Source organism: Mesorhizobium sp. ES1-3, assembly GCF_020164795.1.
In the GTDB taxonomy this organism is placed as follows: domain Bacteria; phylum Pseudomonadota; class Alphaproteobacteria; order Rhizobiales; family Rhizobiaceae; genus Mesorhizobium.
This window is the reverse complement of sequence record NZ_JAIUGW010000010.1, coordinates 70622-85846: the sequence shown is the minus strand read 5'-3', so window position 1 is coordinate 85846 and position 15225 is coordinate 70622. Positions and strand designations below refer to the sequence as shown.

Sequence of the window (15225 nt, the reverse complement as noted above, 5' to 3'; positions counted from 1 at the left end):
CGGGCCCGCTTTTCAGTCACGCCCGCCATCCGTCTGCTTCAACTCGTCGAGCGTCGGCATCGAGACGATATGGTAGCCGGAATCGACATAGTGGATTTCGCCGGTGACACCAGAAGCAAGGTCGGACAGGAGATAGAGCGAGGAGCCGCCGACCTCGTCGATCGTCACGGTCCGGCGCAATGGCGAGTTGCGCTGCTGGTAGGAGAACATGTGGCGGGCGTCGGAAATGCCGGCGCCGGCCAGTGTGCGCACCGGACCGGCCGAGATGCCGTTGACGCGGATGCCGCGCGGACCGTAATCGTTGGCGAGGTAGCGCACGCTGGCCTCGAGCCCAGCCTTGGCGACGCCCATGACATTGTAGTTCGGCATGACGCGGACCGAGCCGGCATAGGTCAGCGTGATCATCGAGCCGCCATTGGTCATCAGCGGCGCGGCATTGCGGGCCACCTCGGTGAAGGAATAGCAGGAGATCACCATGGTGCGGACGAAATTGTCCCGGCTGGTGTCGGCGTAGAGGCCCTTCAACTCGTTCTTGTCTGAGAAACCGATGGCATGGACGACAAAGTCCAGGCCGCCCCAGGCCTTGCCAAGCGTCTCGAACGTGGCTGCGACCGAAGCGCTGTCCTCGACGTCGCAAGGAACGACCAGCGAAGCGCCAAGCTTGTCGGCGAGCGGCTTGACGCGGCGACCGAAAGCCTCGCCCTGGTAGGTGAAGGCGAGTTCCGCCCCATGTTCGGACAATTTCCGGGCGATGCCCCAGGCGATCGAATGATCGTTGGCGACACCCATGACAAGCCCGCGCTTGCCTTTCATCAATCCGTCCATGGCCGGCAAATCCTTGTATAAAAAACTTGGCCCTATGCGGAATAGCGCTGGAAAACGAGCGTTGCGTTGGTGCCGCCGAAACCGAAGGAATTCGACAGGACAGTGTCGATCCCTGCGTTGTCGATGCGCTTGCGCACGATCGGCATCCCCTCGAATTCCGGATCGAGCGTCTCGATATGGGCGCTTTCGCCGATGAAGCCGCCTTGCATCATCAGGATCGAATAGATGGATTCCTGCACGCCAGCCGCGCCCAGCGAATGGCCGGTCAGCGACTTCGTCGACGTGATGAACGGCATCTTCTCGCCGAACACTTCACGGATCGCGCCCATTTCCTTGGAATCCCCGACCGGCGTCGAGGTGCCGTGGGTGTTGATGTAGTCGACCGGCGTGGAGACCGTCGCCAGCGCCTGGCGCATGCACCGGACCGCGCCTTCGCCCGAGGGCGCCACCATGTCGTAGCCGTCCGAGGTCGCGCCATAGCCGACGATCTCGGCGTAGATCTTGGCGCCGCGCGCCTTGGCATGCTCCAGCTCTTCCAGCACCAGCACGCCGGCGCCGCCGGCAATGACGAAGCCGTCGCGATTGGCGTCATAGGCGCGCGATGCGGTCGAGGCCCTGTCGTTGAACTTCGACGACATGGCGCCCATGGCATCGAACAGGTCCGACATTGTCCAATCGAGATCCTCGTGGCCGCCGGCAAAGACTATGTCCTGCTTGCCCCATTGGATCAACTCGTAGCCGTTGCCGATGCAATGCGCCGAGGTCGAGCAGGCCGACGAGATCGAATAGTTGACGCCATGGATCTTGAACCATGTGGCCAGCGTCGCCGACGCGGTCGACGACATAGCCTTCGGCACCGCGAAGGGACCGATGCGCTTGGGGCTGCCGTTCTTGAGCGTGGTTTCGGCCGCCTCGACGATGGTGCGGGTGGAGGGGCCGCCCGAACCCATGACGATGCCGGTGCGCTCGTTGGTGATGTCGCTTTCGTCAAGGCCGGCGTCCGCGATCGCCTGGTCCATGGCGACGTGATTCCAGGCCGCGCCCTGGCTCAGGAAGCGCATCGCGCGGCGGTCGATCATGGCGGTAGGGTCGAGCGTCGGCGCGCCCCAGACTTGGCAGCGGAAGCCATGCTCGGCAAAGGAATCGGAAAAGCTGATGCCGGATCTGGCGTCATGCAGCGAGGTCTGCACCTCGTTGGCATTGTTGCCGATCGACGACACGATGCCGAGGCCAGTGACTACGACACGTCTCATTCGCAACTCCTTCCAGGGATACTGGCCAATGGGCGGGCCAGGGCTGCGGTCAAGCGACCGCCGACTGCTTCGACAGGCCGACCTTCAGGTCTGTCGCCGCATATATGGGCTCGCCATCCGCCTTCATCCAGCCATCGGCGATGCCGAGCACCAGCCGGCCGCGCATCACACGCTTGAAATCCACGCCATACTCGACCTTCTTGACCGACGGCGTGACCATGCCCTTGAACTTGACCTCTCCGGTCGACAGCGCCATTCCCTTGCCGGGTTCGCCTAGCCAGCCGAGATAAAAGCCCGTCAATTGCCACAGGGCGTCCAGGCCGAGGCACCCTGGCATGATCGGATTGCCGATGAAATGGCAGGCAAAGAACCACAGGTCGGGCTTGATATCGAATTCCGCGCGAATGAAACCCTTGTCGAAGGCGCCGCCGGTCTCGCTGACCTCGGTGATACGGTCGAACATCAGCATCGGCGGGTAGGGCAACTGGGCATTGCCCTCTCCGAACAGCTCGCCGCGGGCGCAGGCCAGCAATTCTTCGTAGTCGTAGCTGGATTTCGAACCCGCCATCAATTTCTTCCCCATATCGTCCGGGCGGTAGCGCGCCCTTGTCGTTGGTGTCCTAACACAATCTGTTTCAGGCCGGAAACCGGCGTTTGCGCTTAACCCGCCAGTCTGCCCGGGTCAATGCGCGCTATTGATCGCATTCGGGCGACAGAATATATGTCAACAGGGGTCCGGTTTCGGCAGACATTCATTTTTTTGCCATTCTGGGCGTGTCTTGAAGCGGGACTGTGAGCTTGGAAGACCAGATGGACCGGGGCTGCCGGAAGGAAAATGTCGCTGTGGACAAGCGGGTACGTGAAGCCGGCCTGAGGCCGACGCGTCAGCGTATCGCGCTGGCCGACCTGCTTTTCGCCAAGGGCGACCGCCATTTGTCGGCTGAGGAACTGCACGAGGAGGCGCAGGCCGCCGGCGTGCCGGTGTCGCTGGCCACCGTCTACAACGCGCTTCACCAGTTTACCCAGGCTGGGCTGCTGCGTATCCTCGCCGTCGAAGGTTCCAAGACCTATTTCGACACCAACACCTCCGACCACCATCATTTCTATATCGAAGGCGAAAACAGGATTTTCGACATCGCCAACGGTCCGGTAACGGTCTCCAATCTGCCGGACCCGCCCGAGGGTATGGAAATAGCCAATGTCGATATCGTGGTGAGGCTCCGTCCCAAGCGTCCGGAATGACCGGCGAGGCCGAAATAATTGGCTATGCTGGAACAATCAGCCGGGCCGGAATAATCGGCCTGGCCGGAATAATCCGTCTGGCCGGAATAATCCGTCTGGCCGGAATAATCCGTCTGGGATGAAGTCCCTCGATTGGATAGTCCGGCTCGAATGGGCCGTCGCGGCGGTTGCCGCAATCGTCTTCTATTGCGCGACAGGCGTCTCCTGGTTGCTCTTCGCGTTGCTCATCCTGGCGCCGGACCTGTCGATGGTCTTCTATCTGGCGGGCCCGCGCCTCGGAGCCATTGCCTACAACGCCTTGCACACCCTGCTCGTACCGGTGCTTCTGCTGCTTGCCGGGCATCTCGCCGGCAGTGCGGTCGGCAGCGCCATCGCACTGATATGGATCGCCCATATCGCGATCGACCGTGCACTCGGCTACGGCTTGAAGCTGTCGACAGGGTTTCAGGACACCCATCTTGGCGCTATCGGGCGCAAACGCGAAACGTTCAGTCCTTGACCCGCTCGCCCGGATAAGCACCCCAGACGACCGACTGGGCAAGCCAGCCGGTGTGGCCGTCGAGCGTCATTTCGCACCACTGGCCGTCGCAGGACTTGATCGTGCCCATCACGCCGGGTTCGACGATCGCCACCACCCTTGCATCCTTGTCGGGACCTTTCAGAAGATTGACCTGGCCGCCCTTGCCGCGCTGCCAGGGCGCGATGATCGCCGTGCGCCGGCCCGACAGCAGCGACTGGTTGATCCATCCTTCCGAGCCATCGGCGTCGCGCACACGCCGCCACGTATCGAACTCCTGGATGATTTCCATCGGCAGGCCAGCCTTCATATACATCCAGTCGACCGAATAGTTGGCGCCGGGGCCGACGCGCGAGTTGACGCGGCCGGATTTCAGGCTGACGAATCGCGGCAGCGGCAGGCCGCTCGGTCCGAGCGTGATGGCGCTCTGGGCAGGGGCGGCCGCGCTCTGCGCGCCGGCAAGCGGAGAATAGAGGAAAGCGCCGAGAAATGCTGCGCTGAAGGCCAGGCGAAGCGACGCGAAACCAGACACTTTCGTTCCTTTCGGCGCCGGCCCGACGGCTGCGGCACCCCTTTTTCTTTGTCTTCGGCGGCACCGCTTGTTACATGGGTAAATCGGCTGCCGCGACCAGCTTTCAGTTTCGCCGGTCTTGGTTAAAGAGGTCTCAACGAGGGAAACAATGCCAGGCAAAAAGAAGCCTCTCGTGGTCATCACGCGAAAGCTGCCCGACCCGGTCGAGACCCGCATGCGCGAACTGTTCGACGCAAGGCTGAATGTCGAGGACAGGCCGATGACGCAGCCGGAACTGGTCGCAGCGGTCAAGGAAGCCGACGTGCTGGTACCGACCGTGACCGACCAGATCGATGCCGCGCTGATCGCCCAGGCCGGCGACAACCTCAAGCTGATCGCCAATTTCGGCAACGGCGTCGACAAGATCGACGTGGCGGCGGCGGCCAAGAGAGGCATCACGGTCACCAACACGCCCAATGTGCTCACCGAAGATACCGCCGACATGACCATGGCGCTGATGCTTGCGGTGCCGCGCCGGTTGGCCGAAGGCGCCAGCGTGCTTACCGGCGACAAGAAATGGGCCGGCTGGTCGCCGACGTGGATGCTTGGCCGGCGCATCTGGGGCAAGCGGCTCGGCATTGTCGGCATGGGCCGCATCGGCACGGCCGTTGCCCGGCGGGCCAAGGCTTTCGGCCTATCCATCCACTATCACAACCGGCATCGCGTGCTGCCGGCGGTCGAGGACGGTCTGGAGGCGACCTATTGGGAGAGTCTCGACCAGATGCTCGCCCGCATGGACATCATCTCGGTCAATTGTCCGTCGACGCCGGCGACCTTCCATCTTCTGTCGGCACGGCGGCTGGCGCTGCTGCAGCCGACCGCTTATATCGTCAACACCGCCCGCGGCGATATCATCGATGAAGAAGCGCTGGTCAAGCTGATCCAGGACGGCAAGATCGCCGGTGCCGGCCTCGACGTCTACGAACACGAGCCGGCCCTGAACGGCAAGCTCTTGAAGCTCGCCGCCAGGAACAAGGTCGTGCTTCTGCCGCATATGGGCTCGGCCACGCTCGAGGGCCGTATCGACATGGGCGAGAGGGTCATCATCAACATCCGCGCCTTCGTCGACGGCCATCGCCCGCCGGACCGCGTGCTGCCGCTCAGAACCTGAAACCTTCCAGGCTCAGCCGCCGTTTACGAGATCGTTTTGCGCATGGTGATGGACGTCGGCCTGTCATAGCCCTCATGCGCCGTCCGTTCGGTCTCATGAAAGCCGAGCCGTGCAAAGGCGGCATGGTTGGCGGTGAGCTCGATCCTAGTCTCGAGCTCGATGGCCGCCTTGCCGCGGCTGCGGGCCAGATCCTCGGCCGCTTGCATCAGCCGCCGGCCAATGCCTTGCCCCTGGAGGTCCGGGGCGACGGCGAGCTTGCCGAAATAAAAGCCGTCAGCCCTTTCGAGAGCAAAAACGCAGCCGACGATCCTGTCGCCGTCGAGTGCCAGAAAGCCTGTCTCCCGCAGGGCCTTGGCGCGCAGCGCATCGACTGTGAGCAGGTGAGCCGACGACGGCGGGTCGATGATGCCGTCCATGAAGGCGAAGGCACGCGTGATGAGGGTAAGCACATCGCCCCAGCGGCCGAAATCGGCGGGGATCCGGGTGATCGAAACACGGCATTGTTCCAAGGTCAGCGTCTCTTGTAGCGGATAGTCTCGAAGCGCGCGGCCAGCGCATCATAGAGCAGCAGCCGGCCGATCAGCGGCTCGCCTATGCCGGTGATCAGCTTGATCGCCTCCATCGCTTGCAACGTGCCGATGACCCCGGTCAATGCGCCCAGCACCCCGGCCTCGGCACAGGACGGCACCAGGCCCGGCGGCGGTGCTTCGGGAAACAGATCCCGATAGCTCGGGTTCGGCTTGCCGTCGCTGCCGCTTTCAAAAGGCTTCAGCACGGTCACCGAGCCGTCGAAACGTCCGACGGCTGCATGCACCAGCGGTCTCCCTTCGGCCGCGCATGCATCGGCCACCACATAACGCGTCTCGAAATTGTCGGACCCATCGACGACGATGTCGTACTTGGCGACGAGGGCGGGGGCGTTCTCCGCCGTCAGCCGGAATGTGTGCGTTTCGACTGATATGTTGGGATTGATACGGGCGATCGCCGCTCCGGCGCTCTGGGTTTTCGGCATGCCGATCGTATCGGTGCCATGGATGACCTGGCGTTGCAGGTTGGAGAGCGAAACTGTGTCGTCGTCGACAATGCCGAGCGTGCCGACACCGGCCGCGGCGAGATATTCAAGCACCGGCGCACCGAGCCCGCCGGCGCCGATCACCAGGACCCGCGCCTGCTTGAGCTTCTGCTGGCCCGCGCCGCCGACCTCCGGCAGCACGATGTGGCGGGCATAGCGTTCGATCTCGTCGGCGGTGAGTGCAGTGGTCATATCAGGACCATATAGCGGTCGAAAAACCTTGTCAGGGGTCTTCGGTTGGCCCAACCATGCCGTGGTCGACCGTCAGGAACTGCGCGCGGCCATGCAGGCTGGAAAACAGCGCCGCATCGGTTCCCGTCATGAAAGCCTGGCAGTTCAGGTCCTCCAGGATCGAGAACAGCGCCGCGCGCCGACCGCCATCGAGGTGCGCCGCGATCTCGTCGAGCAGCAGGATCGGCGTCAGGCCGGACATTTCGCCGGTCAGCCGCGCATGCGATAGCACGATGCCGACCAGCAGTGCCTTTTGTTCGCCGGTCGAGCAGAGTTCGGCCGGCATCGCCTTGGGCCGGTGCCGGACCATGAGGTCTGAGCGGTGCGGGCCTTCGAGGGTACGCCCGGCGGCACGGTCACGGTCTCGGCCATCGGCAAGCGCCCGTCGGAACCGCTCCTCGACATCGACCGCCGGTGCACCGGCAATCTCGGCCTCCAGGTCTCCCGAAAGGCCGATATCGGCCTGCGGAAACGGCCCCGTGTCGGGCAGCCTGCCGATCATGGCGGCCAGCAGCCGAACCATCTCGGCGCGCGCCGCGGCGATCGCCACGCCGGTCTCCGCCATCTGCATCTCTATCGCCTCGAACCAGCCGACATCGCGTGAGCCTTCCGTCAGCAAACGGTTACGACCCCGCATCGCCTTCTCATAGTCGAGCGCACGCTGGCCGTGTCCGGGATCGATCGCCAGCACCAGCCGGTCGAGAAAGCGCCGTCGATCCGCGGCCGGTCCAGTGAACAACGAATCCATCGCTGGCGTCAGCCACACGACCCGCAGCCATTCCAGCATTTCCTCGGCCCGCGCGGCGGCTCCGTTTATACGCACCCGCCTGCCGCTCTCCGCCGTGTCGCCCCCGGAGATGCCCGTACCGATCTCGACCTCGCCGTCAGGTCCGTCGAGCCGGGCATGCAGGGCAAAACCGCCATCGCCACCCTCACGGGCCACATCCCCGTAAGGCGCGCGGCGCAAGCCGCGCCCCGGCGTCAAAAAGGAGATCGCTTCGAGGAGATTGGTCTTGCCGGCACCATTGTCGCCGGAAAAGACTACGGCGCCCGGAGCAACATCTATCGCCAGGGTCGCATAATTGCGAAAATTGGTAAGCGTAAGCTTACTTATGTGGGTTTGTGCCGGCAACCGCTATCCACCTGTAGAAGTCACCGCAACCAATGCCCGCCGCCGGTCGTATCGTCGGGCGACCCCGCGCCGGCTATACCCGCATCGGCATCAGCACGTAAAGCGCGGTCTCGTCGGCCATGTCGTGGATCAGCGTTGGCGAACCCGCATCGGCGAGCATGAATTTGGCTTCCGTGCCGGTCAGCTGCGCGGCGACATCGAGCAGATATTTCGCGTTGAATCCGATCTCGATCGGGTCGGACGAATAGTCGGCCGCCAGTTCTTCCGTTGCGCTGCCCGAATCCGGATTGTTGACGGCAAGCGTCACCTGGCCTTCGCTGATCGAAAGCTTCACAGCGCGGCCGCGTTCGGAAGAGATGGTCGAGACGCGGTCGACCGCGGCCGCGAAGCTCTGGCGGTCGAGGATCAGCTTCTTGTCGTTGCCGGTCGGAATGACCCGCTGATAGTCCGGGAAGGTGCCGTCGATCAGCTTCGAGGTCAGGACGACGCTGCCGATGGTGAAGCGGATCTTGGTGTCGGACAGTTCGGTGGTCACGGCGACATCCGGATCGTCGACCAGCTTCTGCAGTTCGCTCACCGTCTTGCGCGGAATGATGATGCCAGGCATGCCCTCGGAGCCAGCCGGCGCGTCGATCTCGGCACGCGCCAGGCGATGGCCGTCGGTCGCCACCGAGCGCAGCTTCAGCTTGCCGCCGACTTCATGCGTGTGCAGGTAGATGCCGTTGAGATAGTAGCGTGTCTCCTCGGTGGAGATGGCGAACTGCGTCTTCTCGATCAGGCCCTTCAGCGCCACCGAGTCGAGACGGAAGATATGCGAGAAGGATCCGGCCGAAAGCTCGGGAAAGTCGGATTGCGGCAGGCACTGCAGGCGGAAGCTCGAGCGGCCCGACGTCACCGTCATGGCGTTGCCGTCCTCATCCGTCTTCAGCATCACCTCGGCGCCGTCGGAAAGCTTGCGCACGATGTCGTAGAGCAGGTGCGCGGGCACCGTCGTCGCGCCGCCGCGCTCGACTTTGGCGGGCGTCGCTTCCGTCACCTCCAGGTCGAGGTCGGTGGCCTTCATTTCGAGGCTGGCGCCTTCGGCGCTGAGCAGCACGTTGGACAGGATCGGTATGGTGTTGCGCCGTTCGACCACGCGGTGCACGTGGTTGAGCGACTTCAGGAGATTTGACCGTTCCAGGATAACACGCATGACGAAACAGGCTCGCTTGAATGAATGAACGGGTCTCCGGCTGACGGCGCCCCGCAAAAGGTCTGAACAGGCTTCAGAATCTACGCAAACTGACAGGAAAAAACCAGTGAACGCAAGCCCGCGCCACCGGTTCGGGCCGGTTACGCGGGCTTTCTGGGGATAACGCTGGCCAACCCTGCAAGCGGGCGGTTTCCGGCCGGTCACGCCTGGTCGTTGATCAGCCTTCTCAGCAATTCCAGTTCCTGTGCCAGTGTGTTGTCGGCGCCGGAAAGGTCTTCGATCTTGCGCACGGCGTGCAGCACCGTCGTGTGGTCGCGGCCGCCGAAGCGCCGCCCGATCTCCGGCAGCGAGCGCGGCGTCATCACCTTTGACAGGTACATGGCGACCTGCCGCGGCTTGACGATGGTGCGCGTGCGCCGGTTGGACAAGAGTTCCGTCTTCGAGACGTTGTAGTGGCGCGCCACGATGCGCTGGATGTCCTCGATGCGGACCCGCTTCGGTTCGCCCGTGCGATAGATGTGGCCGAGGATCTCGTCGATGCGGTCGATGGTGATCTGCGGCTCGAACGACTGGCGAAACAAGAGCTGGTTGAAGGCGCCTTCCAGTTCACGTCCGCTGCCCGTCACGGTGCGGGCAACGTGGTTGAGGATCTCTTCGGAAATGTCGAGCGACGCATCGTCGACCCTGGCTGTGGCCAGGCGCAGTTTGAGCATGCCGAGCCGCATGGCGAAATCGGGTGCCGACATTTCGAGCGCGACGCCGCCATTGAGGCGCGAACGGACCCGCGGTTCGAGCGATTCCAGCTCCGACGGTGGCCGGTCGGCCGCGACGACGACCTGCTTGGCGCTGTCGAGCAGCATGTTGATCAGATGGCAGAATTCGTGCTGGATCGACTTGCCCTGCAGGAACTGCATGTCGTCGATGATCAGGAGGTCGATGTCGCGCAGCTGCTCCTTGAGCGTCAATGCGTTGTTGTCGCGGATCGCGGTGGCGAAGCGCCACATGAAATACTCGGCGGTGAGATAGACGACGCGCGACTTCGGATTCTGCTTCAGCGATTCCGCGGCGATGGCCTGCAAGAGATGCGTCTTGCCGAGCCCGACGGTGGCATGCAGGAAAAGCGGATTGAAGCGCACCGCGCTCGATTGAGATTCCGCCACGGCCTTGGCGGCGGCGAAGGCCACGCGGTTCGAGGGCCCTTCGATGAAGGAGCCGAACGTGTAGCGCGGATCAAGGGGTGACCCCAGCACATTGTGGCGGAACTCGCTCTCGACCGGCGCACCCGGACGCGGCACGGGAGACCGCTCGACCCTGCCTGGGCTGACGGTGCCGGCGGCAAGCGCAGTCTGCGTCTGCCGCGTCATCTTGCGCGCCGGCGCCAATTCCGGTTCGGGCTGGCTGCGCCCCTGACGGGTCGCGGTGCGCACGACGATCTCGATCTTGAGAAGCTCGGGATCCTCGTGCTTCCACAGCTCGGAAATGAGATCGTGATAGTGGCCGTTGATCCACGAGCGCAGGAACGCGGTAGGCACGGAGATGCGGACAATGCCCTTGGAAGCTTCCGCCACCTTCATGCGGCCGAACCAGCTTGAATAGACTTCGGTTCCCAGGCGCGCCTTCAACTGGGCCTTGACCCGGTCGAACTTCTGTTCCGCGTCGCTGGAGACCGCCATCTCGTTTGCTCCGACCAAAGTTCCAGGAAATGGGAGGTCGCCCGTAAGCTCCCTTTCGATGCCGCTCTGCATGATCGAGTTCCTTAGCCTTTCTGTACCTGTTTTTCGCCGGCGATGCGCCTCCTGCATCTTTTTCCAGCGACCGTGTCTTCGCTACGATGCCCGTTGCCGCCGCCGGCAATGAACGTCGCCCACCATCCAAGGGAACCGGTGCCGGCCCATGGAAGCCAGTCCGCGTCGGGTATGTCAGGGCAATACGACACCGTCCGGCGAAAGAGCGCCGGCGCGCCGTCTACCTGCCATGTCTAGTTACGCCAGTCCCCTACCGTATCGAAAAAGAGCAAACCATACCCGTCCGCGGACTTGATCCGCGTCGCAAATCCCGCCAATTTAAGCTTGCCGCGTCAGGCTGGGTTAGGGCCAGAGGCCCGTCCCTTTCGATAGATCGACATTACCGAAATCGCTGTGGATAGGGCAAGGCCACGTCTAACGGATTTTTAAGGAATCTGGTTACCTCGGGCGCGTCGGAGCGCCATGCCGCAGTGGCGTATTTTGACAAAGCCATTGTGATTCAAACCCTTTTCCGACGAATATGAAAAAGCCGGGCCGGCGTGAAATTTTCTGAAATAATTCTCTTGACAGCCGGTTGTCCTCCCGTCCCTTCGGCGCGTTGTGGACAAGTTGTGGATGACTGTCGCTAACCATTTGAAAAGCTGCAGCTATTTCTGCCGGACATGGTTTTTTAAGTCGACGCTTTTCAAGCCTATCGATCATCAGTGGGCATGAATGTGCCGGCAAACCATTTCAAACTGTTGAATCTGCATTTGCAGCTGTTTGCGGCTATTCTTTTTAAGTACTTGCCGGCAAACGAAAAAACCCGGCACGATCGGCCGGGTTCGAAAGAAGATCGTCCTGAGAAGGCGATGTCAGGCCGACAGCACCTTGAGGCGCTGGGCGAGACGCGACACCTTGCGGGAGGCCGTGTTCTTGTGGATCACGCCCTTGGTCGCGGCGCGCATCAATTCCGGCTCGGCTGCCTTGAAGGCGGCCTGTGCGGCAGCCTTGTCGCCCGAGGCGAGTGCCTCCTCGACCTGGCGGACGTAGGTGCGGACGCGCGAGCGGCGGTTCTTGTTGATCGCTGCGCGGCGAGCGATCTTGCGCGTTGCCTTTTTGGCCGAGGATGTGTTGGCCATGATGCCTCTCTTCTGATCTGGTCGGCGCACGCGGCGTGCCGCAGGGCGCAAAAAACAAACGGGCAGCCACGGGGCCGCCTCGGTTGGTGCGGCTTATAGTTCAGCTTTTCCGGCGCGTCAACGCCGCCTGGCGTTCTTTTTGGCCGATGCCACGGGTTTCGGTCGCTGGCCCGCAATGCCCTACCGGTTGGTGAAATTCGGCTTCCGTTTTTCGGCGAACGCCGCCATGCCTTCCTTCTGGTCTTCGAGCGCGAAAAGCGAATGGAAAAGGCGGCGTTCGAAGCGCAATCCCTCGGCAAGCGTCGTCTCATAGGCCCGGTTGACGGCTTCCTTGGCCATCATCACCGACGGCAGGGAGAAATCGGCGATTTTGGCCGCCGCCTTGACCGCCTCCTCGACCAGCTCGCCGGACGGAACGACCCGCGACACGAGGCCCGAACGCTCGGCCTCGGAGGCATCCATCATCCGTCCGGTCAGGCACATGTCCATCGCCTTCGATTTGCCGACGAACCGGGTCAGGCGTTGCGACCCACCCATGCCGGGAATGACACCGAGCGTGATCTCGGGCTGGCCGAATTTCGCCGTGTCGGCGGCAATGATGAGATCGCACATCATGGCAAGTTCGCAGCCGCCACCGAGCGCATAACCGGCCACCGCCGCGATGATCGGCTTTCGCGCCCGCGTGAACTCTTCCCAGCCGACGAAGAAGTCCTGGCTGTAGGCATCCGCATAGGAGATTGCCTGCATTTCCTTGATGTCGGCACCGGCGGCAAAGGCCTTGTCGGAACCGGTAACGACCATGGCGCCGATGCCAGGATCGGCGCAGAAAACGTTCACGGCTGCGACGAGTTCGGCAAGAATCTGGGAATTCAACGCATTGAGCGCCTTTGGCCGGTTCAGCGTGATCAGCCCGACCTTGCCGCGCCTCTCGATGATGATCGTCTCATAGGCCATTGGCTGTTCCTCCTTGCTCGACACCGGTCTAGCTCACGTCTGACACGTCCGGCAATAGAAGGTCGAGCGCCCGCTCTGCACGATCCGTTCGACATGGCCGCCGCAGCCGGGCTTGGGGCAAGGCTCGCCTTCGCGGTCGTAGACGGCGAAGGAATGCTGGAAATAACCCAGCGATCCATCGGTGTGCATGTAGTCGCGCAGCGAAGAACCGCCTGCCGCGATGGCATCTGAAATGACCGAGCGGATCGCCTCGGCGAGGCGTTCGCTTTGTTCCCTGGCCTTCTTGCCCGGCCTGGCGATGGTGCCCGCCTCGCGCAGCGGTGACAGGCCGGCGCGCCAGAGTGCCTCCGAGACATATATATTGCCTAGACCGGCGATCAGCCTCTGGTCGAGAAGCGCTGCCTTGAGCGGCGACCTGCGGCCTTTCAGCAACGAGGCAAGCAGAACGCCGTCCAGCGCATTGCCGGTGGGTTCAACGCCCAGTCCGGCGAGCATCGGATGCGTCTCCGGCGGCTCTTCACCAAACAGCATGAAACCGAAGCGGCGCGGGTCGTTGAAGATCACACGTGACCGCCCGCCGGCCGCGGAAACGACATGGAACACGACATGATCGTGCGCCGCGCTCTTCGAGCGTTCATGGTGGAACACGCCCGGTGTCTCGCCGTCGTCGCCGGTCTCGATGCGAAAGGAGCCGGACATGCCGAGATGGCAGATCAGCACCGGACCGCCCTGAATATGCATGGTCAGGTATTTGGCCCGCCGCCCAAGCGCCGTGATCGTCCTGCCGGTCAGCCGCTCCGAAAACCGATCGGGGAAGGGGAAGCGCAGATCGGGCCGTCTCATCTCGACCTTGGCCAGATGGGCACCTTCCAGGACCGGCTGCAGACCGCGCCGGACCGTTTCGACTTCGGGTAGTTCAGGCATGGCCGCCAATCGAGGCATGGAAGGATATGCCGTTGCGGCCGCGCCTCAGCGCGAGATGTTCGGCAACCGTCTCGCCGATATCGGCGAATGTCGCCCTAAGCCCTATGTCGCCGCCTTTGAGGCCAGGTCCAGTGCCGATGACCGGAATGCGTTCGCGCGTATGATCGGTGCCGCGCCAGGTCGGATCGTTGCCATGATCGGCGGTCAGGATGAGAAGGTCGCCTTGCTTCAGCTTCGCAAATGCCTCCGGAAGCCTCCGGTCGAAGGCCTCGAGCGCGGCGGCATAACCGGCGACGTCGCGGCGATGGCCGAATTCGGTATCGAAATCGACGAAATTGGCGAAGACGAGGTCGCCGTCGCCGGCCTCGTCCATCGCGAGCAGCGCCTGGTCGAACATGGCCATGTTGCCCGCGGCCTTGCGGACTTGCGAGATCCCGCGATGGGCGAAGATGTCGCCGATCTTGCCGACGGCGATGACGCGGCTGCCGCGCGCCGTCACCCGGTCGAGCAATGTCGGCTCGGGTGGCGGCACGGCGTAGTCACGGCGATTGTACGTCCGCTCGAAGGTGGCTGATGTCTCGCCGACGAACGGACGCGCGATCACCCGTCCGATCCTCAGCGGGTCGACCAGCCGGCGCACCACCTGGCAGAATTCATAGAGCCGCTCCAGACCGAAATGGGTCTCATGCGCGGCGATCTGCAGGACGGAATCGACCGACGTGTAGCAAATCGGCTTGCCGGTGCGGATGTGTTCCTCGCCGAAGCGCTCGATGATCTCGGTCCCTGGCGCATGGCAATTGCCGAGGATGCCGGGCACCTTGCCCTCGCGGATGATCGCCTCGGTCAGGTCGGCCGGAAAGGAGGGAACCGTGTCGGGGAAATAGCCCCAGTCGAAGCGCACCGGCAGGCCTGCGATCTCCCAGTGGCCGGAGGGCGTGTCCTTGCCGGTCGAAATCTCTTGCGCCGCGCCATGGAAGGCATTGGCGAGCAGGTCCGTCCCGAAATGCGTAAAACCCAGTCCTGTCGCCGTCTCGGCTGCCTTGCCAAGTCCCAGCGATGCCATATGGGGGACGAACAATGGTCCCTGACGAAGCCCTTCGCGATCCGCGCGCCCTTCCGCGCAAGCTTCGGCGATGTGCGCCAGCGTGTTGGCGCCGGCGTCGCCATAGCTTTCGGCGTCGGCCGCGCCGCCGATGCCGAAGGAATCCAGGACAAAGAGAAAAGCACGCGCCATCGGGTCGTTTGTTGCCAGTGTGGACGCCCAGACATAGGGTTCCACGGCGGCCTTGGCAATTCGGAAACCAAACGGCAACGGCTTGGCGCGATAGTCAAGTC

The 15225-nt window shown here is 63.1% G+C and carries 16 protein-coding genes; 3 read left to right on the top strand and 13 right to left on the bottom strand.

Annotated features, from left to right (window positions below; translation table 11 throughout):
* Positions 1–12 precede the first annotated feature (12 nt).
* From fabI to fabA, 3 genes are read right to left on the bottom strand one after another with little or no spacing between them, the layout of a single operon-like run.
* Positions 13–825 carry an enoyl-ACP reductase FabI gene (fabI, locus tag LB536_RS15860; protein ID WP_224594079.1) on the bottom strand — a complete coding sequence of 271 codons (813 nt, stop codon included), beginning with the start codon at positions 823–825 and terminating at the stop codon, positions 13–15.
* Between the two features lie 32 nt (positions 826–857).
* The gene (gene fabB / locus LB536_RS15855; protein WP_140757873.1) at positions 858–2078 is read right to left on the bottom strand and encodes a beta-ketoacyl-ACP synthase I; all 1221 of its coding nucleotides are present in this window, start codon (positions 2076–2078) and stop codon (positions 858–860) included.
* A gap of 49 nt (positions 2079–2127) precedes the next feature.
* On the bottom strand, positions 2128–2646 hold the full coding sequence (gene fabA / locus LB536_RS15850; RefSeq protein ID WP_127276870.1) for a 3-hydroxyacyl-[acyl-carrier-protein] dehydratase FabA: 519 nt from the start codon (positions 2644–2646) through the stop codon (positions 2128–2130).
* A gap of 242 nt (positions 2647–2888) precedes the next feature.
* Between fabA and irrA the strand changes: the two genes are divergently transcribed.
* Together irrA and LB536_RS15840 are read left to right on the top strand one after the other, a co-directional pair.
* Positions 2889–3320 (top strand): iron response transcriptional regulator IrrA, encoded by a 432-nt coding sequence (gene irrA, locus LB536_RS15845; RefSeq protein WP_181178441.1) that lies wholly within the window; start codon positions 2889–2891, stop codon positions 3318–3320.
* 118 nt (positions 3321–3438) lie between these two features.
* Positions 3439–3819 carry a DUF4260 domain-containing protein gene (locus tag LB536_RS15840; RefSeq protein ID WP_224594077.1) on the top strand — a complete coding sequence of 127 codons (381 nt, stop codon included), beginning with the start codon at positions 3439–3441 and terminating at the stop codon, positions 3817–3819.
* On the opposite strand, the gene LB536_RS15835 is transcribed toward LB536_RS15840, so the two are convergent.
* Positions 3809–4369, bottom strand: coding sequence for an SH3 domain-containing protein (locus LB536_RS15835; RefSeq protein WP_140757870.1), 561 nt, complete (start codon positions 4367–4369; stop codon positions 3809–3811). The genes LB536_RS15840 and LB536_RS15835 overlap by 11 nt on opposite strands.
* 148 nt (positions 4370–4517) lie before the next feature.
* Between LB536_RS15835 and LB536_RS15830 the strand changes: the two genes are divergently transcribed.
* Positions 4518–5519: a 2-hydroxyacid dehydrogenase gene (locus LB536_RS15830; RefSeq protein ID WP_224594074.1), complete on the top strand. Its 1002-nt coding sequence runs from the start codon at positions 4518–4520 to the stop codon at positions 5517–5519.
* Between the two features lie 23 nt (positions 5520–5542).
* Here LB536_RS15830 and LB536_RS15825 read toward each other — a convergent pair whose 3' ends face one another.
* The 9 genes from LB536_RS15825 to LB536_RS15785 all read right to left on the bottom strand — a co-directional run bounded on the left by LB536_RS15825 (position 5543) and on the right by LB536_RS15785 (position 15124).
* On the bottom strand, positions 5543–6028 hold the full coding sequence (locus tag LB536_RS15825; RefSeq protein ID WP_140757868.1) for a GNAT family N-acetyltransferase: 486 nt from the start codon (positions 6026–6028) through the stop codon (positions 5543–5545).
* Between the two features lie 2 nt (positions 6029–6030).
* Positions 6031–6783, bottom strand: coding sequence for a molybdopterin-synthase adenylyltransferase MoeB (locus LB536_RS15820; protein ID WP_224594072.1), 753 nt, complete (start codon positions 6781–6783; stop codon positions 6031–6033).
* A gap of 31 nt (positions 6784–6814) precedes the next feature.
* On the bottom strand, positions 6815–7954 hold the full coding sequence (gene recF, locus LB536_RS15815; protein WP_224594070.1) for a DNA replication/repair protein RecF: 1140 nt from the start codon (positions 7952–7954) through the stop codon (positions 6815–6817).
* A 73-nt stretch (positions 7955–8027) separates the two neighbouring features.
* Positions 8028–9146: a DNA polymerase III subunit beta gene (dnaN, locus tag LB536_RS15810; protein ID WP_010913340.1), complete on the bottom strand. Its 1119-nt coding sequence runs from the start codon at positions 9144–9146 to the stop codon at positions 8028–8030.
* A gap of 200 nt (positions 9147–9346) precedes the next feature.
* A complete protein-coding gene (gene dnaA / locus LB536_RS15805; protein ID WP_224594067.1) occupies positions 9347–10819 on the bottom strand; it encodes a chromosomal replication initiator protein DnaA in 1473 nt (490 codons plus the stop codon).
* Positions 10820–11745: 926 nt separating this feature from the next.
* A complete protein-coding gene (rpsT, locus tag LB536_RS15800; protein WP_027026587.1) occupies positions 11746–12012 on the bottom strand; it encodes a 30S ribosomal protein S20 in 267 nt (88 codons plus the stop codon).
* A 180-nt stretch (positions 12013–12192) separates the two neighbouring features.
* A complete protein-coding gene (locus LB536_RS15795; protein ID WP_224594065.1) occupies positions 12193–12966 on the bottom strand; it encodes an enoyl-CoA hydratase in 774 nt (257 codons plus the stop codon).
* Positions 12967–12999: 33 nt separating this feature from the next.
* Positions 13000–13890 carry a bifunctional DNA-formamidopyrimidine glycosylase/DNA-(apurinic or apyrimidinic site) lyase gene (gene mutM, locus LB536_RS15790; RefSeq protein ID WP_224594062.1) on the bottom strand — a complete coding sequence of 297 codons (891 nt, stop codon included), beginning with the start codon at positions 13888–13890 and terminating at the stop codon, positions 13000–13002.
* A complete protein-coding gene (locus LB536_RS15785) occupies positions 13883–15124 on the bottom strand; it encodes a phosphopentomutase (RefSeq protein WP_224594060.1) in 1242 nt (413 codons plus the stop codon). Before LB536_RS15785 ends, mutM begins: the two co-directional genes overlap by 8 nt.
* Between the last annotated feature and the right edge of the window lie 101 nt (positions 15125–15225).